Here is a 26,235-nt window from a genome sequence, read left to right as displayed (position 1 = left end):
CTCTCAAGAGAAGCAAGCTTCTCTCTACCGCTCGACTTGCATGTGTTAGGCCTGCCGCCAGCGTTCAATCTGAGCCATGATCAAACTCTTCAGTTCAATACTGCTTGGGTTTTGAAAAAACCCTAAACTTAGCTCAGCAATCGACAAAAAACTCTCAAATTAACGAGTGTTACTTGTGATGCTGATAATCTTGCGACTAGCAGTCTTACCTCACAAGCACCCACACGAATTGCTTGATTCAGTTGTTAAAGAGCGGGTGGTTAAGTCTTTCGTCTCAACCGAGGCGCGCATTCTACAGCAGCCTCATTCTCCGTCAAGTGATTTCGAAAATTTCTTTTCAATCTCAACCACTTGCGCCTCCGATCAACATCTAGCTTCTCGTCAGCGGGAGGCGAATTCTACAGCRTTTCAAACCGCTGTCAACCRCCTCTTTTACCGCTTTCGATCAACCYGACCGAACCCCTYCAGACTCAAACACYACCTCCTGAAGAGGAGRCGCATTCTACGCAGCTTTCGCTGCTTTGCAACTCCTTTTTCAAATCTAACTTCTTGTTTTATAAGAAGTTTAAGGAGCCGCATACGCCTGAAGAGCTGCGCATTATAGGGACTGCCGAACGAAGGTCAATCGATTGTTATGCTTTTGTTTCAATAGCCACGAAATCAAGGGCTGCAGCCACACAGCCACCTGCGCGCCGCCTGCAGAAACGACAAAGCCGTTGAAGCTGACGCTTCAACGGCTTTGTCGCAACCATCACGCAAGCGTGCAACCGATTACTAGGCCTTAAGTGTGATACGCGCGAACGCTTTCTTGCCCGCCTGGCAGACGTGCACAGCACCTACCTTATATATATAGGAGCGATCTACCACCTCACCATTCACGCGCACACTGCCGGAGCCCAACAGATCACGCGCCATCGCGGCGTTCTTCACCAGACCTGCTTTATTAAGGAGCGCGGCAATCGGCATGTCCTCAGCAGATAACACCTCGATCTCTGGCAGATCCTCAGGCAGCTCGCCTTCCTTCATTCGATTACCCGCCGAGCGATGAGCGCTAAGCGCCGCCTCTTCGCCATGGAAACGCGCGACGATCTCTTCGGCCAGCTTGATTTTAATATCGCGAGGATTGGCACCCTGCTCGACATCACGCTTGAACTGCTCGATCTCTTCCATCGAACGGAAGCTGAGCAGCTCGAAGTAGCGCCACATCAAAGCGTCCGGCATGGAGACCAGCTTGTTGTACATGACGCCGGGGGCTTCCTGGATACCTATATAGTTGCCCAATGATTTGGACATCTTCTTCACGCCATCCAATCCTTCAAGCAACGGCATGGTGACGATGCACTGCGACGCCTGGCCATAGGAGCGCTGCAACTCGCGCCCCATCAGCAGGTTGAACTTCTGATCAGTACCGCCCAGCTCAACATCCGCCTGCAAGGCGACCGAGTCATACCCCTGCACCAGTGGATAGAGGAACTCGTGGATAGCAATCGGTTGATTGGTCGAGTAGCGCTTGCTGAAGTCGTCACGCTCAAGCATGCGCGCCACGGTGTACTGCGAAGTCAGACGAATGAAGTCTGCCGGCCCCATCTTGTCCATCCAGGTGGAGTTGAAGGCGACTTCGGTTCTCGCCGGATCGAGAATCTTGAACACCTGGGTCTTGTAGGTCTCCGCATTCTCCAGAACCTGCTCGCGGGTCAGCGGCGGACGCGTGGCGCTTTTACCGCTTGGGTCCCCAATCATTCCCGTGAAGTCGCCGATCAGGAAAATCACCTGATGGCCCAACTCTTGGAACTGACGCAGCTTATTAATAAGCACGGTGTGCCCGAGGTGCAGATCCGGCGCCGTTGGATCAAAACCGGCCTTGATACGCAGTGGCTGACCACGCTTGAGCTTCTCAACCAGTTCGGCCTCAACCAGAACCTCTTCCGCGCCACGCTTGATCAGCGCCAACTGCTCTTCAACCGACTTCATGACAGGACTCACGACCACTCAAAACAAAAGGGAACCAACCATACAAGATCGCAGACAAATCACAAGTTCTGCCGGCCACCCCACCTACGCTAAGACCACCTTGCGACAACCGGGGTTGCCTAGCTAGCGATTTGGTTATATTTTATACAGTTACTGCATATTCATCATTTCGTTTATCTATTTCTTTTCATTTTTAAAGTCAAAAAGCAGCCTATGACCTCTACAACTAAAGCGCCGCCCCTGTATCCGAAAAGCCATATTCTGGCTGCCAGTGGCGTCGCCGCCCTACTGAGCCTAGCCCTACTGGTATTCCCCTCCCGCGAAGTTGAAGCAAAGAAAACCTACATAAACCTTGAGCTGGATAACGGCGCAGAATACGCCGAGCTGCAGGACGAGCCTGACTCTGCCGCCTCGCAGACGCACCAATCGCCGTTCGCCAACACAGCCGCCGCCGATACACCGACAGATAATGAGCCGCAAGCCGCGCAGGTTGAAGAGCCGCCAGAAACCGACCCACTACAACGTATTGTTCGCGTAGAGAACGGCGACACGCTGTCTACGGTATTTGCCAAGGTCGGCTTGAGCGCGACCACTCTGCATGCCGTGCTTAACAGCAGCAAAGAAGCCAAGCAGCTGACACGCCTGAAAGTAGGCCAGGCACTTGAGTTCAAACTGAGCACTGACGGTGAGCTTGAAAGCCTGCACAGCAAGCTCAGCGACCTGGAAAGTATTGCTCTGGCCAAAAGCGAGAAAGGCTTCAGCTTCAAGCGTGAGTTGGTCAAGCCAGAAGTTCAAACCACCTACAGCCACGGCGTGATCAAGAGCTCGTTGTTTCTCTCGGCCAAACGCGCCGGCCTGTCGCATAGCCTGACCATGGATCTGGCCAACGTATTCGGCTACGACATCGACTTCGCCATGGATATTCGTGAAGGTGATGAGTTCGAGCTGATCTACGAAAAGAAAGTGGTCAACGGCAAGCAGGTTGGCACCGGCAATATTCTCTCCGCCCGCTTCACCAACCGTGGCAAGACCTACACCGCTGTGCGCTACACCAACAAGCAGGGCAACAGCAGCTATTACAACGCCAATGGCGAGAGCATGCGCAAAGCCTTTATCCGTACCCCGGTGGATTTCGCCCGCATCAGCTCGCGCTTTTCCACAGGGCGCCGCCACCCAGTACTGAACAAGATTCGCGCGCACAAGGGCGTAGATTACGCCGCCCCACGCGGTACCCCCATCAAGGCCGCCGGCGATGGGCGAGTCACCCTGGCCGGTCGTCACGGCGGCTACGGCAATGCGGTGATCATTCAGCACGGTCAACGCTACCGCACCCTGTATGCCCATATGAACGGCTTTGCTAAGGGCATCCGCAGCGGCAGCAACGTCAAGCAGGGCCAGATCATCGGCTACATCGGCACTACCGGCCTGTCCACCGGCCCGCACCTGCACTATGAATTCCAGGTCAACGGCGTGCACGTCGACCCGCTGAGCCAGAAGCTGCCAATGGCCGACCCGATCGCCAGCAGCGAAAAAGCCCGTTTTATGCAGCTGAGCAAGCCGCTGATGGCGCAAATGGACAAAGAGAAGTCCACGATGCTTGCCCTTAACAATCAGCGCTAAGCCATGCCCCTCTACCTCGGCGTGATGTCCGGCACCAGCCTGGATGGCCTGGACATTGCGCTGATCGAGCAAGAACACAGCACCCGCCTGCTTGGCACCCGCTACCTGCCCATGCCAGACGAACTGCGCAGCAGCTTACTCAGCCTGTGCGCTTCCGGCCCAGACGAGTTAGCCCGCGCGGCTATCGCCGAACAGCAGTGGGTTGCACTCGCAGCGCAAGGCATCAATGACTTACTGGCGCAGCACGGCATACCCGCGCACAGCGTTCGCGCCATCGGCAGCCATGGTCAGACCGTGCGCCATGAACCTGCGCGCGGCTTCACTGTCCAGATCGGCAACCCCGCCCTGCTCGCAGAGCTGACCGGCATCAGCGTGGTCAGCGACTTTCGCCGCCGCGATGTTGCTGCAGGCGGCCAGGGCGCGCCGCTGGTTCCGGCGTTTCACCAGGCATTGTTTGCCAGCGAGAACAGCACCCGTGCGATCCTCAACATTGGCGGTTTCAGCAACCTCAGCCTGCTTGAGCCTGAACGCCTGGTGCATGGCTTCGATTGCGGCCCGGGCAACGTGCTGCTGGACGCCTGGATTCAGCGCCACCAAGGCCTGACATACGACCAGGATGGTCAGTGGGCTGCCAGCGGTCAGGTACAGGCGCAGCTCCTGCAAGCCTTGCTGAGTGATCCCTACTTCCAAACTCAGGGCCCGAAGAGCACTGGTCGCGAATTGTTCAACCTTGCCTGGCTGGATCAGCAGCTACAGAGCCTGCCGACGTTTGCCGCGGCCGACGTGCAAGCAACCCTGCTGGAACTGACTGCCATCAGCATTACCGAGGCCCTAAAGGCCGCTCAGCGGAACACCGAGATGTTGCTGGTATGCGGCGGCGGCGCACACAACCACACGTTAATGCAGCGCCTTGCGCAGTTGCTACCAAACAGTCAGGTGAGCAGTACCGATGCGCATGGCGTGCCGGCCGATTGGGTTGAGGCCATGGCTTTTGCCTGGCTCGCACACTGCTGCCTGGAAGGCATTCACGCCAACCGGCCTAGCGTCACCGGCGCACGCGGCCTGCGTGTACTTGGCGCGATCTACCCCGCCTAAGCGCACACGCCAATCTGCTAGCCCCACAAACGACAACGCCGTGCGCAAGGCACGGCGTTAGCTTGAACAACCTGAAGATCAGATCGAGAACGAAGAACCGCAACCGCAGGTGGTGGTGGCGTTCGGGTTATTGATGACAAATCGCGAACCTTCCAGACCTTCCTGATAATCGACTTCGGCACCTGCCAGGTACTGGAAGCTCATCGGGTCGACCACCAGGCTCACGCCTTCACGCTCGATGATGGTGTCATCCTCGGCCACTTCTTCATCAAAGGTGAAGCCATACTGGAAGCCGGAACAACCGCCTCCCGTTACAAACACGCGCAATTTCAGGCGCGGGTTGCCTTCTTCATCGACCAGGCTCTTCACCTTGTTCGCGGCGCCCTGCGTAAATTGCATAGCGCTGGGGGTGAAGGTTTCGACGCTCATGCTGATTAACTCCCGGCGCTACGCGCCATACTGCATTCTGATCGGCATTATCCGCTTACCCGAGAAAAGCGGTCAACTATTGTGCGGTATCCAACGTTTCTGGCAATTCCAGCGGCCGTGCCTCGTCTTGCAAGCGGCAGAGACGGCCTTCGATCTGCGCACCCATGGCCATTTCCATCAGGGCGTAATACAGATTGCCGCGCACCCGTGCCCGCGCGCCCAGCTCAAGGTGGCCACTGGCGTGCACATCGCCGACCACTTCACCGTCAATCACTATATGGGGGGCGCGAATCTCACCTTCAACCCGGCCCTGCACACTGACGCGCACCATGCCCTCGCTGGCCACCAGGTTACCGATGACCTTGCCATCAACCTGTACCGCACCTTGAAAGCGCAAATCGCCATGCAGCTCGGCACCCACCGCAATCAGGCTGGTCTTGCCCGCGAAACGCTGCACGTCAGTACGCGCCTTGTCTTTATTCCACATAAGGAACAGTCACTCCTCTTTGTTCCAATTGAATGTGCGCAGCAAAGGCTTCTCGCCTTTTACCTCGGCACGCACCTTGATCTCGCGCGGGGTAAAGCCCTCAGGCAACTTCAGCTCAGCAAAACGCCCGGCCTCGGGAATGGCCTGAAAGTGCTTGAAGGCGAAAGCAATCGACGCCCCAGGCAGGGCATCGGGCAAGTCTGCACCCAGCGCCGCCAACTCAAGCGTGACATCCTGCTCGCCTTGCTTGCCGACGATCAACACCTGCAACTGGCCTTCCAGCGGCGTCTCACCTTTGCCCACGCGGCTAAGGAGTATCTTGTAGCGGAAATGCTCCGGCCTGTCCGTGGCCTGCAGCTCAAAGGTCTTGATGCGCAAACCTTCACGACGACTGGCCGGCGCTAGCACGCCTTTATAGAAGGCCAGATCCTGCTGCTGCTTATAGATCTGCTCTTCCAACAGCTTGATGGTCAGACGGCTCTGCTCGTTGGCTTGCAGGCTGACCTTTTCCGCACTGCTCAATACCGCCACGCGCTGACGCAACTCATCGACCTCACGCAGCAGTTGCTCATCGCGCACCGGTTCGGCCGGCTGCCCTAGCACCACTGCAGGCTGGCTGTACTGCTGCCACCAACCGCCGACGTAGAACGCCAGCGGAATGCACAGCAGCAGCAGCACGACGAGCATGCGCCGCCGCCGAGCACGCCCCGGATCGCTAGGGCGAACCTCCCAGCCCGCCGTCAAGGCAGCATGGCCGCGTGGGACAAGCCCAGGCGCTCATCGAGGCCGAAGAGGATATTCATGTTCTGCACCGCCTGACCCGACGCGCCTTTGACCAGGTTGTCGATGACCGACAACACCACCACCAGATCACCATCCTGCGGCCGATGCACGGCGATCCGGCAGACGTTGGCACCGCGCACGCTGCGGGTTTCCGGGTGACTGCCGGCGGGCATCACATCGACGAAGGGTTCGCTGGCATAGCGCTTCTCGAACAGCGTCTGCAGATCCACCGAGCGATCGACCACCGTGGCGTAAAGCGTGGCGTGAATACCACGGATCATTGGCGTCAGATGCGGCACGAAGGTCAGGCCAACATCCTTACCGGCAGCCCGGCGCAAGCCCTGGCGAATTTCCGGCAGATGCCGATGGCCTTTGACCCCGTAGGCTTTCATGCTCTCGCCGGCTTCGCTGAACAGCGAACCCACGCTCGCACCGCGACCAGCACCGCTGACCCCGGACTTGCAATCGGCGATCAGTTGCGTGGTATCAGCTAAGCCGGCCTCCAACAGCGGAATCAGCGCCAGCTGCGCGGCAGTGGGATAGCAGCCTGGCACAGCAATCAAACGCGCCTGCTTGATCGCTTCACGGTTGACTTCCGGCAGGCCGTAAACCGCTTCCGGCAGCAGGTCCGGCGCGCCGTGGGGCTGGCCGTACCACTTGGCCCATTCGTCAGCATCCTGCAGACGGAAGTCGGCTGACAGGTCGATCACCTTGGTCCCGGCGGCCAGCAGCTCGCCGGCCAGGGCATGGGCAACACCATGCGGCGTGGCGAAGAACACCACATCGCAAGCCCCCAGGGTGGCCACGTCCGGCACGCTGAAGGCCAGGCTGTCGTAATGGCCGCGCAGGTTCGGGTACATCTCGTCGACACGCATGCCGGCCTCGGAGCGCGAAGTAATCACCTCGACCTGCGCTTGCGGGTGTTGCGCCAACAAACGCAACAACTCGACACCGGTATACCCCGTGCCGCCGACGATTCCGACCTTGATCATCACTTGCCCCTTTGCAATACCAGCAGTGGAAAGCTGCCGATGATACGGCCGCTTCGGCCAGGGGCCAACACTTGAGCGCCGTCAGTGATGACGGAGGCGGTCATGCCCACTACTATCGGGGCACTTTCCTGCAACGAGTACGCGCAATGCTTTATCTGTGGCTCAAGGCTCTGCACATCATCGCCATGGTCTGCTGGTTCGCCGGCCTGTTCTACCTGCCGCGCCTGTTCGTCTACCACGCCATGAGCACCGACGACGTCAGCCGCGAGCGCTTCTGCATCATGGAGCGCAAGCTGTATCGCGGGATCATGTGGCCGTCGCTGATTCTTACCGTCGGCCTGGGCATGTGGCTGATCAGCCTTAACCCGAGCTACTACTTCAACCAGGGCTGGATGCACGCCAAGCTGAGCCTGGTGGCACTGCTGCTGATCTATCAGTTTATGTGCGGCGCCCAGCTCAAGGCCTTTGCCCGCGGCGAGAACCAGCGCAGTCATGTGTTCTATCGCTGGTTCAATGAGGCGCCCGTGCTGGCCTTGCTCGGCATTGTCATTCTGGTCGTGGTTCGCCCTTTCTAAATACTCCAAGAGGATTACTGCATGTCGCTGCCAGCCCTGCTCGAACAACGCCTGCGCCTGCCCGTCGTCGCCGCGCCGATGTTTCTGGTGTCCAACCCGCAACTGGTACTGGCCTGCTGCAACAGCGGCATCGTCGGCAGCTTTCCGGCGCTGAACCAGCGTGACAGCAGCGGTTTCAAGGACTGGCTGCAAGAGATCGAAGCCGGCCTGGGCAGCGATGCCGCGCCTTATGCGGTCAACCTGATTGTGCACGGCAGCAACCCGCGCCTGCAGGCGGACCTGGCGATCTGCGTTGAGCAGCGCGTGCCCATCGTGATCACCAGCCTCGGCGCAGTAAAAGAAGTGGTAGACGCCGTGCACAGCTACGGCGGCCTGGTGTTCCACGACGTGACCACCCGCCGACATGCCGAGAAAGCCGCCGAAGCGGGCGTCGACGGCCTGATCGCGGTGGCCGCCGGCGCAGGCGGACATGCCGGCACCTGGAGCCCGTTTGCGCTGATCGCCGAAATCCGCCAGTTCTTCGACAAGACCCTGCTGCTGGCCGGCTGCCTTAACCAGGGCCACGAAGTGCTGGCCGCCCAACTGCTTGGCGCCGACCTCGCCTACCTCGGCACGCGCCTGATCGCTACCCAGGAAAACGCCGCATCCGCCGCTTACAAGCAGATGATTCTTGACGCCAAAGCCGCCGACATCATCCACACCCCGGCGGTCTCCGGCGTACCGGCGAGCTTTATGCGCCAGAGCCTGGAGCTGGCCGGTTACGACCTCAAGCAGCTGCAGAATAAAGGCGAGGTCAACTACGGCGAGAAGCTCAAGCCCATGGACGAAGAAGCCAAAGCCTGGAAAACCGTATGGTCGGCCGGCCAGGGCGTCGGCAATATCCGCGACCTGCCCAGCGTCGAGCAGCTGATCGCCCGCCTCGACAGCGAATACCGCGCGGCCCTCACACACAGCCTGCAGCTGCAACAACGCTGGGCGCGATGAAACGACGCAACCTGCTCGGTCTCGGCGCGCTGGGGCTGTTAGGTGGCTGGGCGCTGCGCCCGAGTGATCTCGGCCAACCGCACACACCCTACTTTGCTGCACTCAACCAATTGCTGCGGCGTGCAGGGGCCGGGTTGCCGTTGCTGGTGGTGGATCTCGACCGGCTCGATCAGAACGCCGAGCTGCTGGCGAGTCAGCTCGGTAGCCAACTGCCGCTGCGTCTGGTGGCCAAGTCGCTGGCCTCCACCGGCTTGCTCGACTACCTGGCGAAGAAGCTCGGCACGCAGCGCTTTATGGTGTTCCACCAGCCGCAGATCAACCAACTGGCGTTGAGCTTTCCTCAATCCGATCTGCTGCTTGGCAAGCCCTTGCCCAGTGCCGCCGCACTAAGTTTCTACCAGCAGTTACCGCAAGGCAGCGGCTTTGTCCCAGCCGAGCAGCTGACCTGGCTGATCGATAGCCAGACCCGTCTGCAGGAGTACGCAGCCCTGGCCAATGCCCTTAACCAGCCGCTGCAGATTGCCTTTGAAATCGACATCGGCCTGGCCCGTGGCGGCTTTGCCACTCCCGCAGAACTTGGCGCCGCACTCACCTGGCTGCGTAATACGCCCAACCGGCTACGCGTGCGCGGCCTGATGGGTTATGACGCGCACCTCGCCCATACACCATTCTGGACCGGGCAAAGCAGTGCCTTTGCCCAGAGCGCTGCGCGTTACCGCGCGTTTATCGCCAGCGCTGCGGCATTCAACGAGCTGTGGCCGCAACAGCCGCTGCTCAATGGTGCAGGCAGCCTGACCTATGCCCTGCATGCCACACTCGATACACCGCTGAATGAAGTCGCGGTCGGCTCCGCGCTGCTCAAACCCAGCGATTTCGACAGCGATCTACTGGCCGCCCAACAAGCCGCCCTGTGGATTGCCAGCCCGGTGCTCAAGGCGCTACCGGGGCAGCTGCCATTTCTCGACAGCTCGCACCAGTTGCTGCGGCGCTGGAACCCTAATCGCCAGCAGGCTTATTACCTGTATGGCGGGCAATGGCCGGCAACCCCGGTGTCCCCGGCCGGGGTCAGCTATGACGCCCTGTATGGCCGCAGCGCCAACCAGGAGCGCCTGATCGGCTCAGCCGGCACAGGCTTACAGGTCGATGACTGGGTGTTTCTCCGCCCACAACGCTCGGAAGGTCTGTTCGAGTTGTTCAACCAGCTCTACTTGCTGCGCAACGGTCGCTTGGTTGGCAGCTGGTCCGCCAACAGAGCGTGAACCGTCTCTAGGCCCTGCACATTTGCACGCAGGCAGCTTGTTTACTGGCCTGCAGGCCGGCTAGTCTGTAGCGCAACTCCATTCTGGCACCGACAAGGACGCCGACATGCCCCAAGCCCGCTTCAAGATTGTGTTCAACGGCGAGTTGATGCCCGACGTCAGCCTGGAAACTGCCAAAGAAAACCTCGCCCGCCTGTTCAAGAGCGACCAGACCCGGATCAACTCGCTGTTTAGCGGCGGCAATGTCGATATCAAGCGCGACCTCAGCGAGAACGAAGCCGACCAGTACCTCAAGGCCCTGCAAAGCGCCGGCGCCAAAGTGCGCAAGGAGCAGGACCTGGCCGCCAGCCTGAGCCTGGTGGAGACCGATGATCACCGTACGGAAAGCAGCGAAGCTGAAAGCAACGTACCGATGACCTGCCCCAAGTGCGGTCACCAGCAAAGCAAAGCCATCGAGTGCTCGGCCTGCGGCATCGTTATCGAGAAATTTATCGCCCGCCAGGCCATGCTCGCGGAAAACCCGCCTGAAGTGGTCAGCGCCGCGGCCACGCCCTACGCCACACCGAAAGCGGCCGTGGCAGAAACCCTGCCGGAATTCGGCGAGCTGAAGGCCTTTACTACCGACGGACGCATCGGTCGCTTGCGCTACCTGGCCTGGTCGATGGTGCTGATGCTGGCCTGCTTGCCGTTGTTCGGTATCGCTGGCGGTTTCTTCGCCGCTTCGGAAATTCTTGGCGGCCTGCTGATGGTCGTGGTGGGTATCGCCGTGGCGGTGGTCGGCATCATGTTCGGTGTGCAGCGCCTGCATGATATCGGCTGGTCGGGCTGGCTGCTGCTGGTCACCCTGGTGCCGATTGTTGGCGGGGTGTTCTCGCTGCTGATGTTTATCATCCCCGGCAGCACCGCCGCCAACCGCTTTGGTCCACCGCCACCACCAAATAGCCGTGCGGTGAAAATCCTCGCCCTGCTCTGGGTGGCGATCATCGTCCTCGGCATCGTGGCCGCCATCGCGATACCAGCCTATATGGGCTATTCCAACGCTGGCCTGTAACCCACTGGCAACCTTGCGCGGTACATGGGGTCGAAAGGCCCCATCACGGAGAACCCTATGACCCGTTACGCGCTTATCACTGGAGCCTCCAGCGGCATTGGCCTGGCCCTGGCCGAAGCTCTGGCCCGGCGAGGTCGCAACCTGATTCTGGTGGCGCGCCAGCGCGATGCGCTGGAAAGTATTGCCTGCGAGCTGACGCAACGTTTTTCCGTAGAGGTGCTGTTCCGCGTCTGCGACCTCAGCCAGCCACTGCAGGTCAGCGGCCTGCTGCATGAGCTGGAGCAAGGTGAGCGCAGTATCGACCTGCTGGTAAACAACGCCGGCATCGGCACCTCAGGCGCTTACGTGGCTCAGGACTGGGCTCGCGAACAGCAACTGATCGAACTGAATATCCTCGCACTCGCCCGCCTCTGCCACGCCATCGGCACCATCATGGCCGGCCAAGGCAGTGGGCAGATTCTCAACGTCGCCTCGGTTGCCGGCTTTCAGCCAGGCCCGGGCATGAGCAACTACTACGCAAGCAAGGCCTACGTGCTGCACTTTTCCGAAGGCCTGCGCGAAGAGCTGAAAGAGTACGGCGTTAAAGTCTCCGTACTCTGCCCGGGGCCAACCCGCAGCGCGTTTTTCCGCACGGCACGCATGAACAGTGATGCGCTACAAGGCAGCAAGCTGATGATGAGCGCCGAAGAAGTGGCCCTGATCACCGTCAAGGCGCTGGAGAAAAACCGCGCGATCATCATCCCCGGCTGGCGTAACCGCTTGCTAGCCCTCAGCCCTAGGCTAGGGCCGCGCTGGCTGGTACGGCGCATCAGCGCACGGCTCAATCGCCAGTTCGGCAAGCCAATCTAAGCGGCTGCTTTAACCTGCATTGACCGTGCGCCCATCCGCCCAGGCGCGCAGGGCGGCAAGGTCTTCGGCCATCACTACCGACAGCGGCGCGGTGCTTTGGATGCTCTGCAGCAGCAATGCCTGATTGACCGCTTGCTGCTGGGCTTGTGCGGCATACAGAGCACTGACCACCGCCTGCTCGATTTCCGCGCCGGAAAAACCATCGCAAGCCGCCGCCAGTTGCGTCAGATCGAAGCCCGTCACTTCCAGCTCACGCCGCGCCAGATGAATACGGAAGATCTCGGCCCGCACCGCCGCATCCGGCAGGTCGACAAAGAACAGCTCATCGAAACGCCCCTTGCGCACCAGCTCTGGCGGTAGCCGTGAAATCACGTTGGCGGTGGCCACCATAAAGACCGGCGCCTTGCGCTCGGCCATCCAGGTCAGCAGGGTGCCGAGCACCCGCTGGCTGACGCCACCATCGTGATCACCACTGGCCAGGCCCTTCTCGATCTCATCCATCCACAGCACACAAGGCGCCATCTGCTCGGCAAGCTTCAAGGCTTCGCGCAGGTTGCGCTCGGTCTCGCCGAAGAACTTGTTGTACAGGCAGGCAAAGTCCAGACGCAGCAGGGGCAAGCCCCACAGGCCGGCGATGGCCTTGGCGGCCAGGCTCTTGCCGCCGCCCTGTGCGCCAACCAACAGCACGCCCTTGGGCAGATCGACACCTTTACCTTCAAGAAAGATGCTTTGCCGTTCACCCAGCCAGCGCTTGAGGTTGCTCAGCCCGCCGACCTCGGCGAAACGTGCGGTGTCGTACTCGAAACTCAGCACGCCATCGAGATCGAGCAGCTTGAATTTGGTCTTGTTCAGCTCCGGCAAATCTTCCTGAGTAATCGCGCCGTCATCGCAGATTACATTGCGCGCCAGCGCACGCGCCTCGGCATGGCTAAGGCCGCGCAGATTCTTCACCACCTGCTGCAAGGTGCGGTTATCGGTGCGCACCCGGGCATTGCGGTTGCGCGCACTCCAGGCAGTGGCCTCATCGCGCACGATGGCCAACAACTCTTCCTCGGAGGGCAGCGAAAGACTGAAGCGCGATGCATAGCGCTGCACTTCCGGCGGCAGTTTGCAGGCGTGGGAAACCAGCACAAGCGTCGGCTTGCTGGGCTGCTCGCTCATGGCGATTTCCTTGAGCAGACGCACCAGCTTGGGGTTGTCCTCAAGAAATGGATGCAGATCGCACATCACATACAGCGTCGGCTGAGTGTCAGCCTTGATCAGACGCAGGGCGGTTTCCGGCTCCAGGGTGGCGCTGTCGACGGGCTCCTGAATGGAAAACCCCACACGCTGCAAACCCTCAGTCACCGACCACAGCTGCAAGCCAAGACTGCGGCGCACCGCAAGGCTGGTCAGGGTTTCCAGCACACGCAGCTCATCCCAGGACTCGATCAGCACCAGTTTGGTCTTGGAATCCAGCACCAAGCCCAGATCATGAATATCGTTTTTCACCCACGCTCCTTGTCCACTAAACTCGGGCCTCGTTAAATACCGGCCAGGAGACTGTCCATGGACTGTCTATTTTGCAAGATCGTCGCTGGTGCAATACCGGCGCGCAAGCTTTATGAAGACGATCAGGTGATTGCCTTTCACGATATCGGCCCGCAGGCACCCGTACACTTTCTGGTTATCCCAAAAAAGCACATCAGCACCCTCAATGACCTAAGTGAGGCGGACAAGCCGCTGGCTGGACATATTCTCTTCACCGCGCAACGCCTGGCCACGGAGCAAGGCTGCGAGGAAGGCTTTCGCGTGGTGATGAACTGCAATGACCTGGGCGGCCAGACGGTGCACCACATCCATATGCACGTACTGGGTCAGCGGCAGATGGCATGGCCACCGGGTTGAGTCGTGCATTACTCGGCGCGCTGACCGTGCTCGCCCTGCTGATTGGCAGTCCCGCGCACGCGCATATGCCTGGCAGCGTGTTCAGCGACGCCTTGCCCAAGGGCCAGCAAGGGCCGCAGCTGGTTGTAGTGCCCGCCGGACGTTATCTGCTGGGTGACCACAGCGGCCGTGGCAACCATAACGAGCGCCCGCTTACGCCCATCGAAATCAACCAGCCGTTCGCCATCGGCCGCTACGAAGTCAGCTTTGCCGACTGGCAGCACTACGCCGAAGCCACCGCCACAGCAATGCCGGACAACGAGGGCTGGGGACTGTCGGCGCAGCGACCGGTGATCCATGTGTCTTGGCACCAGGCCCAGGCTTACAGCCAGTGGCTGTCGAAGGTCACCGGCCAGCGTTATCGGCTGCCCACCGAAGCCGAGTGGGAGTATGCCGCCCGCGCCGGCACTGACAGCTACTACTGGTGGGGCGAGCAGCTCGACAGCCCAGAAACCCGGCCGCGCGCGCATTGCCGTGGCTGCGCCACCTCGAGGCTGATTCAGAGTAAGACCGAACGCGTCGGCCAGTTCGCCGCCAATGCCTTCGGTCTGCATGACACCGCCGGTAATGTCTGGGAATGGACCGCCTCGCGTTTCTCCAGCCCCTTCGACGGCAGCGAGCAACAGGCGGCCAGCCTGCTCGACAAAAGCCCGCGGGTGGTGCGCGGCGGCGCCTGGAACAGCGGCCCGAGCTACCTGCGCAGCAGCCAGCGCGATATGAAACAGCCGCAGCACAAGGACTACGCACTGGGTTTTCGTGTGCTGCGCGAGCTGCCCTGATCTCGATCAAGCCGACGGCCCGTGTTTGCAGTAAACTGGCCGCCGTAGTCATCGCCGGAGGTCCCTATGGCCAGCGAACGTCACTTTTCCCCCGTTGATCGCCTATTACTGCAAGCCGATGCCGCGCTGCGCACTCTGCTGCCCTTTAGCGGCCAGCCAAGCCGGCCATCACCGGCCATCGTGCAACCAGAAGCCGAGCTGGACGAACAGCAGGCCCAGCATGTCGCCGGCTTGATGCGCATCAACCACACCGGCGAGGTTTGCGCCCAGGCGCTGTATCAGGGCCAGGCCCTGACTGCCAAGCTGCCCCAGGTGCGCAAAGCCATGGAGCATGCCGCCGATGAGGAGATCGACCATCTGGCCTGGTGTGAGCAGCGTATCCGCCAGCTGGGCAGCCAGCCGAGTATTCTCAATCCGTTGTTCTACGGTTTGTCCTTTGGTGTCGGCGCGGCCGCCGGGCTGATCAGCGACAAGATCAGCCTGGGCTTTGTTGCCGCCACCGAAGATCAGGTGGTCAAACACCTTGATGAACACCTGCAGCAGATTCCGCTGGAAGACCAGAAATCCCGCGCGATTCTCGAACAGATGCGCGTCGATGAAGAACAGCATGCCTGCAACGCCCTGAATGCCGGCGGCCTGCGCTTCCCGGCACCGGTAAAGTTCGGCATGAGCTTGCTGGCCAAGGTGATGACCAGCACCACCTACCGGGTCTAGGGCTAACTCACAGGCACAGAAAAGGGCACCGCGGTGCCCTTTTTCATGTCGTGGGATATCTGCTGCGGCTTACGCGCCCAGCTCGATAATTTCGTAGTCATGGGTGATCTCGACGCCACCACGACCCAGCATGATCGAGGCCGAGCAGTATTTCTCGGCCGACAGTTCAACCGCACGCTTGACCTGAGCCTCCTTCAAACCACGGCCCTTGACCACGAAGTGCAGGTGAATCTTGGTGAATACCTTGGGCTCTTCGGTGGCGCGTTCAGCCTCCAGAAAGGCTTCACAGCTCTCTACCGCCTGCCGGGATTTTTTCAGGATGCTGACCACATCGAAATTGCTGCAACCGCCCAAACCGATCAACACCATCTCCATCGGGCGCACACCCAGGTTGCGTCCACCGCTCTCTGGCGGGCCGTCCATTACCACTGCATGGCCGCTGCCCGACTCACCGATAAACAGGGCTTCGCCGGCCCACTGAATACGCGCTTTCATTACTCGGGCTCCGCTGTTAAAAAGGAAAGCAGCTTAGCACAGCACCGTTACAAGCTCTTTGGGTGCCAAGAGAGCCAAAAGCTCGCCGCTGAGTGTTAGCCAAGTCGCAAAACAACACCTAGTCTTGGACTGGTGGTTAAGCTGATAGCTAATTACTGGCACACTTGTACAGATAACTATTATTAGAACTTCAGCCGCACAACGGCTTACCTTTATAAATTCGGGATTCAGGCATGGTAGCTATTACCCTCACACCTAAAATAAAAAATCTCGACAAGCTTCTCGCGCATTGCCACCGCCGTCGCTACACAGCCAAGAGCACCATCATCTATGCGGGCGATCGCTGCGAAACGCTGTTCTTCATCGTCAAAGGGTCGGTCACTATCCTGATCGAAGACGATGATGGTCGTGAAATGATCATCGCTTACCTAAACTCCGGCGATTTCTTCGGAGAAATGGGCCTGTTCGAGAAGGACGGCACCGAGAAAGAACGCAGCGCCTGGGTGCGCGCCAAGACCGAGTGCGAAGTGGCGGAGCTGAGCTACGCCAAGTTCCGCGAGCTGACTCAGCAGGACCCGGACATTCTCTATGCCCTGGGCAGCCAGATGGCCGAACGCCTGCGCAACACCACGCGCAAGGTTGGCGACCTGGCCTTTCTGGATGTCACCGGCCGTGTTGCGCGCACCCTGCTCGATCTGTGCAAGCAGCCCGACGCCATGACCCACCCAGACGGCATGCAGATCAAGATCACCCGCCAGGAAATCGGCCGTATCGTCGGCTGTTCCCGCGAGATGGTTGGTCGCGTACTCAAGGCCCTAGAAGAACAGGGCCTGGTCAACGTCAAAGGCAAAACCATGGTGGTGTTCGGCACGCGCTAAACCGCATGCTGTAGACGTAAAAAAGCCGACGCATGCGTCGGCTTTTTTATGGCTTGGTGGTATCAGTCCACATCAGGCGCAGCAATCACCCGCTTGCGCTCGGGGAAGAACAAACGCTCCAGCTCAGCCCCCGGATTATCGGCGCGCATAAACGCCTCGCCGACCAGAAAGGCATACACCTCGCTGATTTCCATCAACTCGACATCGGCACGGTTGAGGATGCCGCTCTCGGTCACCACCAGACGATCACGAGGAATCCGTGGCAGCAGGTCGAGGGTGGTTTCCAAGCTGAGTTCGAAGGTGTGCAGGTTGCGGTTGTTGATACCCACCAGCGGCGTATCCAGAGTTTTCAGTGCACGCTCCAGCTCATCGCCGTCGTGCACCTCCACCAGCACATCGAGACCGAATGCCTTGGCAGTCGCCGCCAACTCGGCCATTTGCGCGTCTTCCAGCGCCGAGACGATCAGTAGCACGCAATCGGCACCCAAGGCGCGGGCTTCAACGATCTGATAGGGATCGATCATAAAGTCCTTGCGGATCACCGGTAGCGAGCAGGCCGCACGGGCTTCCTGCAGGTAGCGATCCGCGCCCTGGAAGAAGTCGACATCGGTCAGCACCGACAGACAGGTCGCACCGCCGCTCTGGTAGCTCTGGGCAATCTCGGCCGGGACGAAGTTTTCGCGCAGCACGCCCTTGCTCGGCGAGGCCTTCTTGATCTCGGCGATCACCGCCGGCTGTTTGCGCTTGGCCTGGCTGATCAGCGCTTCGGCAAAACCGCGCACCGGATCGGCGTTGCGGGCTTGCTGCTCGATTTCAGCCAGGCTGACGATACTGCGCCGAGCCGCCACTTCCTCAGCCTTGCGCGCGAGAATCTTCTCCAGAACGGTTGGAATACTCACCCGGCATTCTCCTCTTTGAATACGGCGGTAAAGGACACCAACTCCTGCAATTTCTCCCAGGCCAACCCGGTGTGCAAGGCGTCATGGGCCAGTTGCACGCCTTCTTTGAGGCTAGCAGCCAGGTCAGCCGCGTACAGCGCTGCGCCGGCATTCAGCACGATCATATCGGCGGCCTTCTGCCCGGCGTCGGTCTTGCGTTTGCTCAGGGCATCGCGGATCAGCGCCAGCGAGGCCTCCGGGCTTTCCACTGCCAGACCAATCAGACTCTGGCTCTTCAGCCCGAGGTCTTCCGGCAGCACTTCGTACTCAGTGATCTGGCCATCCTTCAGTTCCGCCACATGGGTCGCGGCGGCCAGGCTGAACTCATCCAGGCCATCGCGCGAATGCACCACCAGGATATGTTGGCTTCCCAGGCGCTTGAGCACCTCGGCCAGCGGTCGGCAGAGCGCTTGGCTGAACACGCCGACCACCTGATGCTTGACCCCGGCCGGGTTGGTCAGCGGGCCGAGCATATTGAAGATGGTGCGCAGGCCCAGTTCACGGCGCGGCACCGCTGCGTACTTCATCGCCGAATGATGCACCTGGGCAAACATAAAACCGACGCCGACATTCTCGATGCAGCGCGCCACTTGCTCCGGCGTCAGGCTCAGGTAGATACCGGCAGCCTCAAGCAGATCGGCACTGCCGCTCTTGCCGGATACTGCGCGGTTACCGTGCTTGGCCACCTTGCCGCCAGCGGCGGCGACGACAAAGCTCGCAGCGGTCGACACGTTGAAGATATTCGCGCCATCGCCACCGGTGCCAACCACGTCGACCACGTGGTCGAGGGTCTGCAGGTGGACATGGCTGGCCAGCTCACGCATCACCGAGACCGCGCCGACGATTTCATCGATGGTCTCGCTCTTCATGCGCATGCCCATCAGGAAGGCGCCGATCTGCGCATCCGTGCACTGGCCGGTCATGATCTCGCGCATCACGCTCTGCATTTCTTCGGTCGACAGATCGAGCTGGCTGACCACCCGATTGAGGGCTTCCTTGATATTCATCAGCGCAGGCCTCCTTGTTGTTTGAGGAAGTTGGCAAACAGCTCATGGCCCTGTTCGGTAAGAATCGACTCAGGGTGGAACTGCACGCCCTCGATATGCAGGGTCTTGTGGCGCAGGCCCATAATTTCGTCCACCGAGCCATCCTCGTGCTGAGTCCAGGCGGTGATTTCCAGGCAGTCCGGCAGGGTTTCGCGCTTGACCACCAGGGAATGGTAGCGGGTTACGGTCAGCGGGTTGTTCAGGCCGGCAAATACGCCCAGGTCCTTATGGAATACCGGACTGGTCTTGCCGTGCATCACCTGACGTGCACGCACTACATCGCCGCCGAAGGCCTGGCCGATACTCTGGTGGCCGAGGCACACACCGAGAATCGGCAGCTTGCCGGCGAAATGCAGAATGGCCTCGATAGACACCCCGGCTTCGGTCGGCGTGCAAGGGCCGGGCGACACCACGATACGTTCGGGCTGCAGCGCTTCGATCTCGGCAATCGACAGTTCGTCGTTGCGGATTACATGCACATCGGCGCCCAACTCACCCAGGTACTGCACCACGTTGTAGGTAAAGGAGTCGTAGTTATCGATCATCAAAAGCATGGCGCAACCCCTTATTCGGCAGTCTGTTCGGCGAGGGCGACGGCGCGGAACATGGCGCGACGCTTGTTCAGGGTTTCTTCCCATTCCAGGGCCGGCACCGAATCGGCAACAATGCCGGCACCGGCCTGCACGTGCAGCTCGCCGTCCTTGATTACCGCAGTGCGGATGGCGATGGCGGTGTCCATATTGCCGTTCCAGGCCAGGTAGCCCACCGCGCCGCCGTAGACGCCGCGCTTGACCGGTTCCAGCTCATCGATAATTTCCATCGCGCGAATCTTCGGCGCACCGGACAGAGTGCCGGCCGGCAGGATGGCGCGCAGGGCGTCCATCGCCGTCAGGCCTTGCTTGAGCTGGCCGGTGACGTTGGAGACGATATGCATCACGTTGGAGTAGCGCTCGATCACCATCTTCTCGGTGAGCTTGACGCTGCCGGTGCTGGCAACCCGACCGACATCGTTGCGGCCCAGGTCGATCAGCATCAGATGCTCGGCGACTTCCTTGGCATCGGACAGCAGGTCCTCTTCCAGGGCCAGGTCAGCTTCTTCGCTGGCACCACGCGGGCGGGTGCCGGCAATCGGCCGCACTGTGACCAGGCCATCTTCCAGACGCACCAGCACTTCCGGTGAGCTGCCAACCACATGGAAGTCGCCGAAGTTGAAGAAGTACATATAGGGCGTAGGATTGATGCAACGCAGCGCACGGTACAGATCAATCGGCGCAGCCTTGAACGGGATCGACATGCGCTGGGAGATCACCACCTGCATGCAGTCACCGGCGAGGATGTACTCCTTGATCGCCTTGACCGCATTTTCGTAGTCATCGCGTTTAAAGCTGGAAATGAAATCCGGCTCGGCACCCGCTGGCGCAGCCAGATCTACACCCAGGCGCGGAGTAATCGGCTGACGCAGCTTGTGCAGGATCTCCTGCAGGCGCGCCTGGCCCTGTTCCAGCGCATCGGCCTGGGCCGGGTCGGCAAGGACGATGGCGTGCATCTTGCCGGCCAGGTTGTCGAACACCACCACCGCATCGGAGACCATCAGCAGGATATCCGGGGTGCCCAGTGCGTCCGGATTCACACCCTTGGCCAGCTTGGGCTCGACATAACGCACGCTGTCATAGCCGAAGTAACCAACCAGGCCGCCGTTAAAGCGCGGCAAGCCCGGCAAGGTTGGCACCTTGTAGCGCGCCTGGAACTGCTCGACAAAGGCCAGAGGGTCTTCGCACTGGTGGCGCTCGACCTCGACACCGTCGACGCTGATCAGCACTTCATGGCCATAGGCACGCAGCACGGTGCGGGCCGGCAGGCCGATGATCGAGTAACGCCCCCACTTCTCGCCGCCCTGGACGGATTCGAGCAGGTAGGTATTGGCCTCATCGGCCAGCTTCAGGTAGATCGACAGCGGAGTGTCGAAATCCACCAGGGTTTCGCAGGCAACAGGAATGCGGTTATAGCCGGCAGCGGCTAAACGCAGAAATTCTTCGCGGGTCATGAGCAGCCTCGTGGCTTGAGGTAATACGGTCGTGTGCAAACGCGCCGCCTAGGCGGCCAAGATCAGGTCAGGGGCGCCAGCGCCAACGGGCCAGGGCCTTGATGATTTTCATGTCGGTGCTTGCCGACCAGCGCGTGCAGGTAACCACCACGAAGCTCTCTTAATTCAGGCGGGATTGAAGTTCGGCCACACTAGCGCAGGGCCGGAAGCGAATCAACCCGCAAGCCCCGGCTACGCGGTAACCGGCAATAGCTCGCACAGATTATCCAACACTCGCGCCGGATTCTCCTCGGCAATCGGCCGACCATGGTTATAGCCGTAGTTCAGGGCCGCGCAGATGATGCCAGCTGCCTTGGCCGCCAGCACATCATTGCGCGAGTCACCGACAAACAGCGCCTGCGCCGCCTCCACCCGCGCCAGCTGCAGCACATGCAGCAAGGCCGCCGGGTCGGGTTTCTGCTGCGGCAGGGTGTCGCCGCCGATAATCCAGCGGAAATAGCCACCCAGACCCTTTTCATCCAGCAGCGGCGCGACGAAACGCTCGGGCTTGTTGGTGACAATCGCCAGCTCGACCCGTTGCTCGCGCAGCCAATCCAGGGTGGGCCGCACGCCAGGATAGACCTGGGTCAGGGCGTGGCTTTCGGCGTAGTGCTGCATAAACAGCTCCAGCGCCTGCTCGGTGCGAGCCTCATCTATATGCTCATGCTGCAGGCCGCCGGCCAGGGCGCGGCGCACCAGCACCCGCGCGCCATTGCCGACCCAATCGCGCACCTGTTCGATGCCCGCTACCGGCAGACCGAGCAATAGCAAGGTCTTGTCGATGGCCGCGGCCAGATCCGGCACCGAGTCCACCAGGGTGCCGTCCAGGTCGAACATCACCAGGCGCGGCAACTCGCCCTGGAACAGCTCGCGCAGCAGACTCACCCGCGCGCCTGGGCCAGCTCGGCGCGCATGGCGTCGATCACGGCTTTGTAGTCCGGCTGATTGAAGATCGCCGAGCCGGCGACAAAGGTATCGGCGCCTGCCGCAGCGACTTCGCGAATGTTCTGCACATTCACCCCACCGTCGATTTCCAGGCGGATTTCACGCCCGGATGCATCGATCAGCGCACGCGCTTCTTTGAGTTTTTCCAGGGTATGGGGAATAAACTTCTGCCCGCCAAAGCCCGGGTTGACGCTCATCAGCAGGATCATGTCGACCTTGTCCATCACGTGCTTGAGCACGTCCAGCGGGGTGGCTGGATTGAACACCAGGCCGGCCTTGCAGCCACCATCGCGGATCAGTTGCAGGGAGCGGTCGATATGCTCGCTGGCCTCAGGATGGAAGGTGATATAGCTGGCGCCGGCCTCGATAAAGTCGCCGATTATACGATCCACCGGCTTGACCATCAGGTGCGCGTCGATGGGCGCGGTGATGCCGTATTTGCGCAGCGCAGCGCAGACCATCGGGCCGATAGTCAGGTTCGGCACATAGTGGTTGTCCATTACATCGAAGTGCACGATGTCAGCGCCGGCGGCGAGCACCTTGTCCACTTCCTCACCCAGGCGAGCGAAGTCAGCGGAAAGAATCGACGGAGCAATGGCGAAGGGTTGCATAACGCACCTCGGTGGCATTCACGGAAGGCGCGCATTGTACCAGCCCGATCCAAGGCCTGGCGCGGGTGAGCGACACCTGACAAAGCCGGGTGGAAAAGGCTAGGCTGCTGAGACCCGATGTTTGCTGGAGAGCCCCATGTTTTCGCGCCCCGCCGCCCTTGCTCTGAGCCTGCTGTTAGTCATCAGCCCACTACAAGCGGAAGAACAAACGCCCGCAGAAGAAGCCACCGCCGCTACGGACGCCCCAACCGAGCCGACGGAAGAAATACGCGCACCCTTAGCCGAGCGCAGTGAGGTTGAGGCCACCGCACTGGAGCAGCGGCTGGAGCAAAAGGAGCAGCAGCAACTGCAGGCGGGCGATGAACGCTTTCTTGCCCTATGGCTGCCGGCCAATGTCGCCGAGCCCAGCGGTGCGGTAATCATCCTGCCAGGCGACGATGAAAACGCCGACTGGCCGCAAAGCGTCGGCCCCTTGCGCAGCAAGCTACCCAACGGCGGCTGGCACAGCCTCAGCCTGACCCTGCCTGACCCCAATAGCGATGCACCGCCACTGCGCAGCGCCGAGCCAGCGCCAGAAGACGCTGCGGCCGACACCACAGAGGCACCGGCAGAGGAAAGTGCCGAGGACAACCCCGCCACCGATGAAGCCAGCGCGCAAACCAGCAGTAGCCAACTCGACAGCGCCGAAACAGCGGCAAGCAAAGTGAAAAACATCGAAGCGCAACAGAAAGCCCATGCCCAGCGCGTATTGGCACGCATCGAATCGGCCATTGACTTTGCCGAGCAACAACAAGCCAAGACCATCGTGCTACTCGGCCACGGCAGTGGCGCCTACTGGGCCGCGCGCTACCTGGCAGAGCGCAAGCCAGCCAACATTCAGAATCTCCTGCTGGTCGCCGCACAATTGCCCGCCGGCTATACCCCGCCACTGGATGAACTGATTCCGCAACTGCAGCTGGCCACCGGTGACTTCTACTACAAGGACCTGCCCGCCGACCGCCAGGCCGCACTGAAACGCTCGCAGGCCAGCAAACGGCAGAAGCATCCCGCCTATATACAGATCGCCATGAAGGCCCTGCCGGGCAACCGCGAAGCAGAGCAGGAACAGCTCTACCGCCGCATTCGCGGCTGGCTAACGCTGAAGTTGCAGGCGAAATAGAGCCTAGCGAAAGCCGTGACGCTGGCGAATCAGGTCATAGGCCTGGTGCAGCTCACGGGTACGTTCAGTCGCCTCGCGCACACGCTCCGGCGTGGCGCCGCTGCCCGCCAGCTTGTCCGGATGATGGCGACTCAATAAGCGCCGATATGCCTGCTTGATCCGCGCAGGCTCGGCATCGGCGTTTACATTCAACAGGTTCAGGGCGCGTTGATAGGCGTTGCTGGCCGTCGAGACCAGCGGCCCCTGCTGCGGCGCGTAGGCGTCACTCAACTGCGCCTGGGTAGCCGATGAAACCTGCAGCCACTTGCCCCAGAGCATGATCAGTTCGCGCTCGGCCTGACCGACCTGACCATCCACCCAGGCCATCCGCCAACAGGCACGCAGCAGTATTTCGCTGCGCTCACGCTGTCGGTGCAACGGCGCACGCAAACTGTCGCGCCCGGTCTTGCCCCGAGCAAAAGCCGCTATCGCCTGACGCTGCCCCTCAACATCCAGCCCCAGGCGCTGCATTTCCGCCTTCGCCTGCTGGATATGCGCCGGCAGCACACGACCACCGCTCTTGGCCAAACGCCCCAGAAGCACAAATAGCAGCCACTCATCACGCACCTCGGCGCGACCGCCCAGGCGCTCACGCAAGGCCGCCCAGGACTGCAGGCGCAAGCGCCGATCGAGCACTTGACCCAGCAGCCCGCCAAGCATGGCCCCCGGAATACTCGCCACCGCCAGCCCGGTAACAGCCCCCAATAGGGTCGCCGGCCAGAGCATATTAGCCGCGCGCCTCAAGTAGCCGTTCGACCTGAGCCAGGCGCTCGTGAGTACCTACATCCACCCAGCAGCCGTCAAACCGCTCACCACTCACCTGTCCCACCGCCATCGCCGCGCGCAACAAGGGTGCAAGCGAGAACACGCCTGCCTCACAACCGGCGAACAACGCAGGCGATAACAGCGCCATGCCGCTGTAGGTCAGGCTGTCCTGCCCCTCTTGCGCATCCGTGACCCGTCCTTTCTGCAAACAGAAGTCGCCTTTGACGTGATGGCCAGGGTTCTCGATCAGCACCAGATGGGCTAGGCCGCTTAACGGCCGGCGCAGCTCGGCAAAGGGGTAGTCGGTAAAGATATCGCCATTGATCAGCACAAAGGGCTGGTCGCCTAGCAAAGGCAGCGCCTGAAAGATTCCGCCACCGGTTTCCAATGGCTCGCCTTCAGCGGAATAGGCAATGCTGACGCCGAAGCGCGATCCATCGCCCAGGTAATCCTCGATCTGCTGCCCCAGCCAGGCATGATTGATCACCAGCTCGGTAAATCCGGCCGCCGCCAACGCGCGCACGTGGTATTCAATCAAGGGCACGCCGGCCGCACGCACCAATGGCTTGGGGGTATGCAGGGTCAGCGGGCGCAGCCGCTCACCTTTGCCGGCGGCCAGAATCATCGCCTTCATACAGACTCCCGCGGCAGACTGCCGAGCAATTCAGCCAACTCGGCAAGCTCCGGCCGCCGCGCCAGTACTGCATCTATATAGGAGAAGAACCGCGGCACATCCCCCAAGTACTTGGGCTTGCCATCACGATGGCAAATGCGCGCAAAGATGCCGATCACCTTGAGGTGGCGCTGCACACCCATCAGATCGCTGGCACGCAAGAAGTCATCCAATATCGGTTGAACCGGCACACACGCCTCACGCGCCTGCTGCCAGTACTGTTCCAGCCAGCCGCGCACGCGCGCCTCGGGCCAGCTGAGGAAGGCATCCTTGAACAGGCAAGTGACGTCATAGGTAACCGGGCCGTAGACCGCATCCTGAAAATCCAGCACGCCCGGATTCGGCTCACTGAGCATCAGGTTGCGCGGCATATAGTCACGATGCACCAGCACCTTGGGCTGCGCCAGGGCGCTGTCGATCAACAGCTGACTGGCGCGCTGCCACAGGGCCTGCTGCTGCGCGCTGAATTCGATACCCAAGTGACGCTGCACATACCACTCGGGAAATAGCTGTAACTCACGCCGCAGCAGCGCGTCATCGTAGCTGGGCAGCGGCGTGCTCATCGGCAGTTGCTGAAAGGCCAACAACGCCTGCAGCGCATCGGCGAACAGCGCGTCGGCGTTATCTTCGTTGATCACATCCAGATAGGTCTGTCGGCCTAAATCGTTGAGCAATAAAAAGCCTCGCTCAAGGTCAGCGGCAAGAATCTGCGGCACATTGAGCCGCGCCTCAGCCAGCAAATGTGCCACTTTGACGAAGGGCGCGCAGTCTTCCTGCGGCGGCGGCGCATCCATCACAATCAGGCTACGCCCGGCACCTTGCCAGCGGAAATAGCGACGAAAACTGGCGTCGCTGCTGGCAGAGGTAAGCGTGGCGGCCGGTACAGCGCCCCAGCCCTGCTCGGCAAACAGCCCAGACAGCTGCTGATCCAGCCAGTTTTCGAGAAGTTTTAAGCGTACATCTTCATCAGGCATTACAAGGTCTCCGACGGCGCTAGCCGTTGCGCGGGTCATGCTTTATTATCCAGCATCTTTTCAAGCCCATCGAGAGGCGTGCGGCCTCAGGGCCAATGGCGCGCAGGAAGCCCGG

Annotated in this window: 28 protein-coding genes and 1 rRNA gene; 12 read left to right on the top strand and 17 right to left on the bottom strand. The window is 60.7% G+C overall.

Features of this window, described 5'->3' with window-relative positions; translation table 11 throughout:
* Both P3C18_RS13840 and tyrS read right to left on the bottom strand, forming a co-directional pair.
* Nucleotides 1-96 (bottom strand): 16S ribosomal RNA (locus tag P3C18_RS13840); the annotation flags it as partial.
* Nucleotides 97-774: 678 nt separating this feature from the next.
* Nucleotides 775-1,971, bottom strand: a complete 1,197-nt coding sequence (gene tyrS, locus P3C18_RS13835; RefSeq protein ID WP_275962427.1) for a tyrosine--tRNA ligase — start codon at nucleotides 1,969-1,971, stop codon at nucleotides 775-777.
* Nucleotides 1,972-2,184: 213 nt separating this feature from the next.
* Between tyrS and P3C18_RS13830 the strand changes: the two genes are divergently transcribed.
* Nucleotides 2,185-3,591 (top strand): peptidoglycan DD-metalloendopeptidase family protein, encoded by a 1,407-nt coding sequence (locus P3C18_RS13830; RefSeq protein ID WP_275962426.1) that lies wholly within the window; start codon nucleotides 2,185-2,187, stop codon nucleotides 3,589-3,591.
* Between the two features lie 3 nt (nucleotides 3,592-3,594).
* The gene (locus P3C18_RS13825; protein ID WP_275962425.1) at nucleotides 3,595-4,686 is read left to right on the top strand and encodes an anhydro-N-acetylmuramic acid kinase; all 1,092 of its coding nucleotides are present in this window, start codon (nucleotides 3,595-3,597) and stop codon (nucleotides 4,684-4,686) included.
* 78 nt (nucleotides 4,687-4,764) lie between these two features.
* Here the strand turns inward: P3C18_RS13825 and erpA are convergent, their stop codons facing one another.
* The 4 genes from erpA to argC form a co-directional block, all read right to left on the bottom strand.
* Nucleotides 4,765-5,115, bottom strand: a complete 351-nt coding sequence (erpA, locus tag P3C18_RS13820; protein WP_090256106.1) for an iron-sulfur cluster insertion protein ErpA — start codon at nucleotides 5,113-5,115, stop codon at nucleotides 4,765-4,767.
* 76 nt (nucleotides 5,116-5,191) lie between these two features.
* Nucleotides 5,192-5,602: a polymer-forming cytoskeletal protein gene (locus P3C18_RS13815; protein ID WP_275962424.1), complete on the bottom strand. Its 411-nt coding sequence runs from the start codon at nucleotides 5,600-5,602 to the stop codon at nucleotides 5,192-5,194.
* Nucleotides 5,603-5,611: 9 nt separating this feature from the next.
* A complete protein-coding gene (locus P3C18_RS13810; RefSeq protein WP_275962423.1) occupies nucleotides 5,612-6,289 on the bottom strand; it encodes a DUF6776 family protein in 678 nt (225 codons plus the stop codon).
* A 53-nt stretch (nucleotides 6,290-6,342) separates the two neighbouring features.
* Complete coding sequence (gene argC / locus P3C18_RS13805; protein ID WP_275962422.1) at nucleotides 6,343-7,377, bottom strand: N-acetyl-gamma-glutamyl-phosphate reductase; 1,035 nt, start codon at nucleotides 7,375-7,377, stop codon at nucleotides 6,343-6,345.
* Nucleotides 7,378-7,523: 146 nt separating this feature from the next.
* On the opposite strand from argC, the gene hemJ reads away from it, so the two are divergent.
* The 5 genes from hemJ (at nucleotide 7,524) to P3C18_RS13780 (ending at nucleotide 12,095) form a co-directional block, all read left to right on the top strand.
* Nucleotides 7,524-7,952, top strand: a complete 429-nt coding sequence (hemJ, locus tag P3C18_RS13800; protein WP_275962421.1) for a protoporphyrinogen oxidase HemJ — start codon at nucleotides 7,524-7,526, stop codon at nucleotides 7,950-7,952.
* A gap of 21 nt (nucleotides 7,953-7,973) precedes the next feature.
* Nucleotides 7,974-8,936: a nitronate monooxygenase family protein gene (locus P3C18_RS13795; protein WP_275962420.1), complete on the top strand. Its 963-nt coding sequence runs from the start codon at nucleotides 7,974-7,976 to the stop codon at nucleotides 8,934-8,936.
* Complete coding sequence (locus P3C18_RS13790; protein ID WP_275962419.1) at nucleotides 8,933-10,195, top strand: alanine racemase; 1,263 nt, start codon at nucleotides 8,933-8,935, stop codon at nucleotides 10,193-10,195. The genes P3C18_RS13795 and P3C18_RS13790 overlap by 4 nt, the downstream gene beginning before the upstream one ends.
* 106 nt (nucleotides 10,196-10,301) lie before the next feature.
* Nucleotides 10,302-11,246 carry a DUF805 domain-containing protein gene (locus P3C18_RS13785; RefSeq protein WP_275962418.1) on the top strand — a complete coding sequence of 315 codons (945 nt, stop codon included), beginning with the start codon at nucleotides 10,302-10,304 and terminating at the stop codon, nucleotides 11,244-11,246.
* Nucleotides 11,247-11,303: 57 nt separating this feature from the next.
* Complete coding sequence (locus P3C18_RS13780) at nucleotides 11,304-12,095, top strand: SDR family oxidoreductase (RefSeq protein WP_275962416.1); 792 nt, start codon at nucleotides 11,304-11,306, stop codon at nucleotides 12,093-12,095.
* A 9-nt stretch (nucleotides 12,096-12,104) separates the two neighbouring features.
* Here P3C18_RS13780 and P3C18_RS13775 read toward each other — a convergent pair whose 3' ends face one another.
* Nucleotides 12,105-13,586: an AAA family ATPase gene (locus P3C18_RS13775; RefSeq protein ID WP_275962414.1), complete on the bottom strand. Its 1,482-nt coding sequence runs from the start codon at nucleotides 13,584-13,586 to the stop codon at nucleotides 12,105-12,107.
* Between the two features lie 57 nt (nucleotides 13,587-13,643).
* On the opposite strand from P3C18_RS13775, the gene P3C18_RS13770 reads away from it, so the two are divergent.
* From P3C18_RS13770 to coq7, 3 genes are all read left to right on the top strand, one after another.
* Nucleotides 13,644-13,982, top strand: a complete 339-nt coding sequence (locus tag P3C18_RS13770) for a histidine triad nucleotide-binding protein (RefSeq protein WP_275962413.1) — start codon at nucleotides 13,644-13,646, stop codon at nucleotides 13,980-13,982.
* A complete protein-coding gene (locus P3C18_RS13765; protein ID WP_275962412.1) occupies nucleotides 13,967-14,800 on the top strand; it encodes a formylglycine-generating enzyme family protein in 834 nt (277 codons plus the stop codon). The genes P3C18_RS13770 and P3C18_RS13765 overlap by 16 nt, the downstream gene beginning before the upstream one ends.
* Before the next feature lie 66 nt (nucleotides 14,801-14,866).
* Complete coding sequence (coq7, locus tag P3C18_RS13760) at nucleotides 14,867-15,514, top strand: 2-polyprenyl-3-methyl-6-methoxy-1,4-benzoquinone monooxygenase (protein ID WP_275962411.1); 648 nt, start codon at nucleotides 14,867-14,869, stop codon at nucleotides 15,512-15,514.
* Nucleotides 15,515-15,583: 69 nt separating this feature from the next.
* Here the strand turns inward: coq7 and P3C18_RS13755 are convergent, their stop codons facing one another.
* Nucleotides 15,584-16,009: an OsmC family protein gene (locus P3C18_RS13755; RefSeq protein ID WP_275962410.1), complete on the bottom strand. Its 426-nt coding sequence runs from the start codon at nucleotides 16,007-16,009 to the stop codon at nucleotides 15,584-15,586.
* 233 nt (nucleotides 16,010-16,242) lie between these two features.
* On the opposite strand from P3C18_RS13755, the gene crp reads away from it, so the two are divergent.
* Nucleotides 16,243-16,887, top strand: coding sequence for a cAMP-activated global transcriptional regulator CRP (gene crp, locus P3C18_RS13750; protein ID WP_136664372.1), 645 nt, complete (start codon nucleotides 16,243-16,245; stop codon nucleotides 16,885-16,887).
* 62 nt (nucleotides 16,888-16,949) lie between these two features.
* Here the strand turns inward: crp and trpC are convergent, their stop codons facing one another.
* From trpC to rpe, 6 genes are all read right to left on the bottom strand, one after another.
* Nucleotides 16,950-17,786, bottom strand: coding sequence for an indole-3-glycerol phosphate synthase TrpC (gene trpC, locus P3C18_RS13745; RefSeq protein WP_275962409.1), 837 nt, complete (start codon nucleotides 17,784-17,786; stop codon nucleotides 16,950-16,952).
* Nucleotides 17,783-18,832 (bottom strand): anthranilate phosphoribosyltransferase, encoded by a 1,050-nt coding sequence (trpD, locus tag P3C18_RS13740; protein ID WP_275962408.1) that lies wholly within the window; start codon nucleotides 18,830-18,832, stop codon nucleotides 17,783-17,785. The genes trpC and trpD overlap by 4 nt, the downstream gene beginning before the upstream one ends.
* Nucleotides 18,832-19,425 carry an aminodeoxychorismate/anthranilate synthase component II gene (locus P3C18_RS13735; RefSeq protein ID WP_275962407.1) on the bottom strand — a complete coding sequence of 198 codons (594 nt, stop codon included), beginning with the start codon at nucleotides 19,423-19,425 and terminating at the stop codon, nucleotides 18,832-18,834. The genes trpD and P3C18_RS13735 overlap by 1 nt, the downstream gene beginning before the upstream one ends.
* A gap of 11 nt (nucleotides 19,426-19,436) precedes the next feature.
* Nucleotides 19,437-20,915 (bottom strand): anthranilate synthase component I, encoded by a 1,479-nt coding sequence (gene trpE / locus P3C18_RS13730; protein ID WP_275962406.1) that lies wholly within the window; start codon nucleotides 20,913-20,915, stop codon nucleotides 19,437-19,439.
* A 231-nt stretch (nucleotides 20,916-21,146) separates the two neighbouring features.
* Nucleotides 21,147-21,839, bottom strand: coding sequence for a phosphoglycolate phosphatase (locus P3C18_RS13725; protein WP_275962405.1), 693 nt, complete (start codon nucleotides 21,837-21,839; stop codon nucleotides 21,147-21,149).
* Nucleotides 21,836-22,510 carry a ribulose-phosphate 3-epimerase gene (gene rpe, locus P3C18_RS13720; RefSeq protein WP_275962404.1) on the bottom strand — a complete coding sequence of 225 codons (675 nt, stop codon included), beginning with the start codon at nucleotides 22,508-22,510 and terminating at the stop codon, nucleotides 21,836-21,838. The genes P3C18_RS13725 and rpe overlap by 4 nt, the downstream gene beginning before the upstream one ends.
* Before the next feature lie 136 nt (nucleotides 22,511-22,646).
* On the opposite strand from rpe, the gene P3C18_RS13715 reads away from it, so the two are divergent.
* On the top strand, nucleotides 22,647-23,669 hold the full coding sequence (locus P3C18_RS13715; RefSeq protein ID WP_275962403.1) for an alpha/beta hydrolase family protein: 1,023 nt from the start codon (nucleotides 22,647-22,649) through the stop codon (nucleotides 23,667-23,669).
* 3 nt (nucleotides 23,670-23,672) lie between these two features.
* Here the strand turns inward: P3C18_RS13715 and P3C18_RS13710 are convergent, their stop codons facing one another.
* The 3 genes from P3C18_RS13710 to P3C18_RS13700 are packed head-to-tail and all read right to left on the bottom strand — an operon-like array spanning nucleotide 23,673 to nucleotide 26,120.
* Nucleotides 23,673-24,434 carry a DnaJ domain-containing protein gene (locus tag P3C18_RS13710; protein ID WP_275962402.1) on the bottom strand — a complete coding sequence of 254 codons (762 nt, stop codon included), beginning with the start codon at nucleotides 24,432-24,434 and terminating at the stop codon, nucleotides 23,673-23,675.
* A 1-nt stretch (nucleotide 24,435) separates the two neighbouring features.
* The gene (gene murU, locus P3C18_RS13705; protein ID WP_275962401.1) at nucleotides 24,436-25,107 is read right to left on the bottom strand and encodes an N-acetylmuramate alpha-1-phosphate uridylyltransferase MurU; all 672 of its coding nucleotides are present in this window, start codon (nucleotides 25,105-25,107) and stop codon (nucleotides 24,436-24,438) included.
* Entirely contained in the window at nucleotides 25,104-26,120 is a 1,017-nt protein-coding gene (locus P3C18_RS13700) for a phosphotransferase (protein ID WP_275962400.1), read from the bottom strand. The genes murU and P3C18_RS13700 overlap by 4 nt, the downstream gene beginning before the upstream one ends.
* Nucleotides 26,121-26,235 lie beyond the last annotated feature (115 nt).

Origin of the sequence: Pseudomonas sp. 1928-m (assembly GCF_029269135.1) — a bacterium.
Taxonomy (GTDB): Bacteria; Pseudomonadota; Gammaproteobacteria; order Pseudomonadales; family Pseudomonadaceae; genus Aquipseudomonas.
This window is presented reverse-complemented; position numbering and strand designations above follow the sequence as displayed.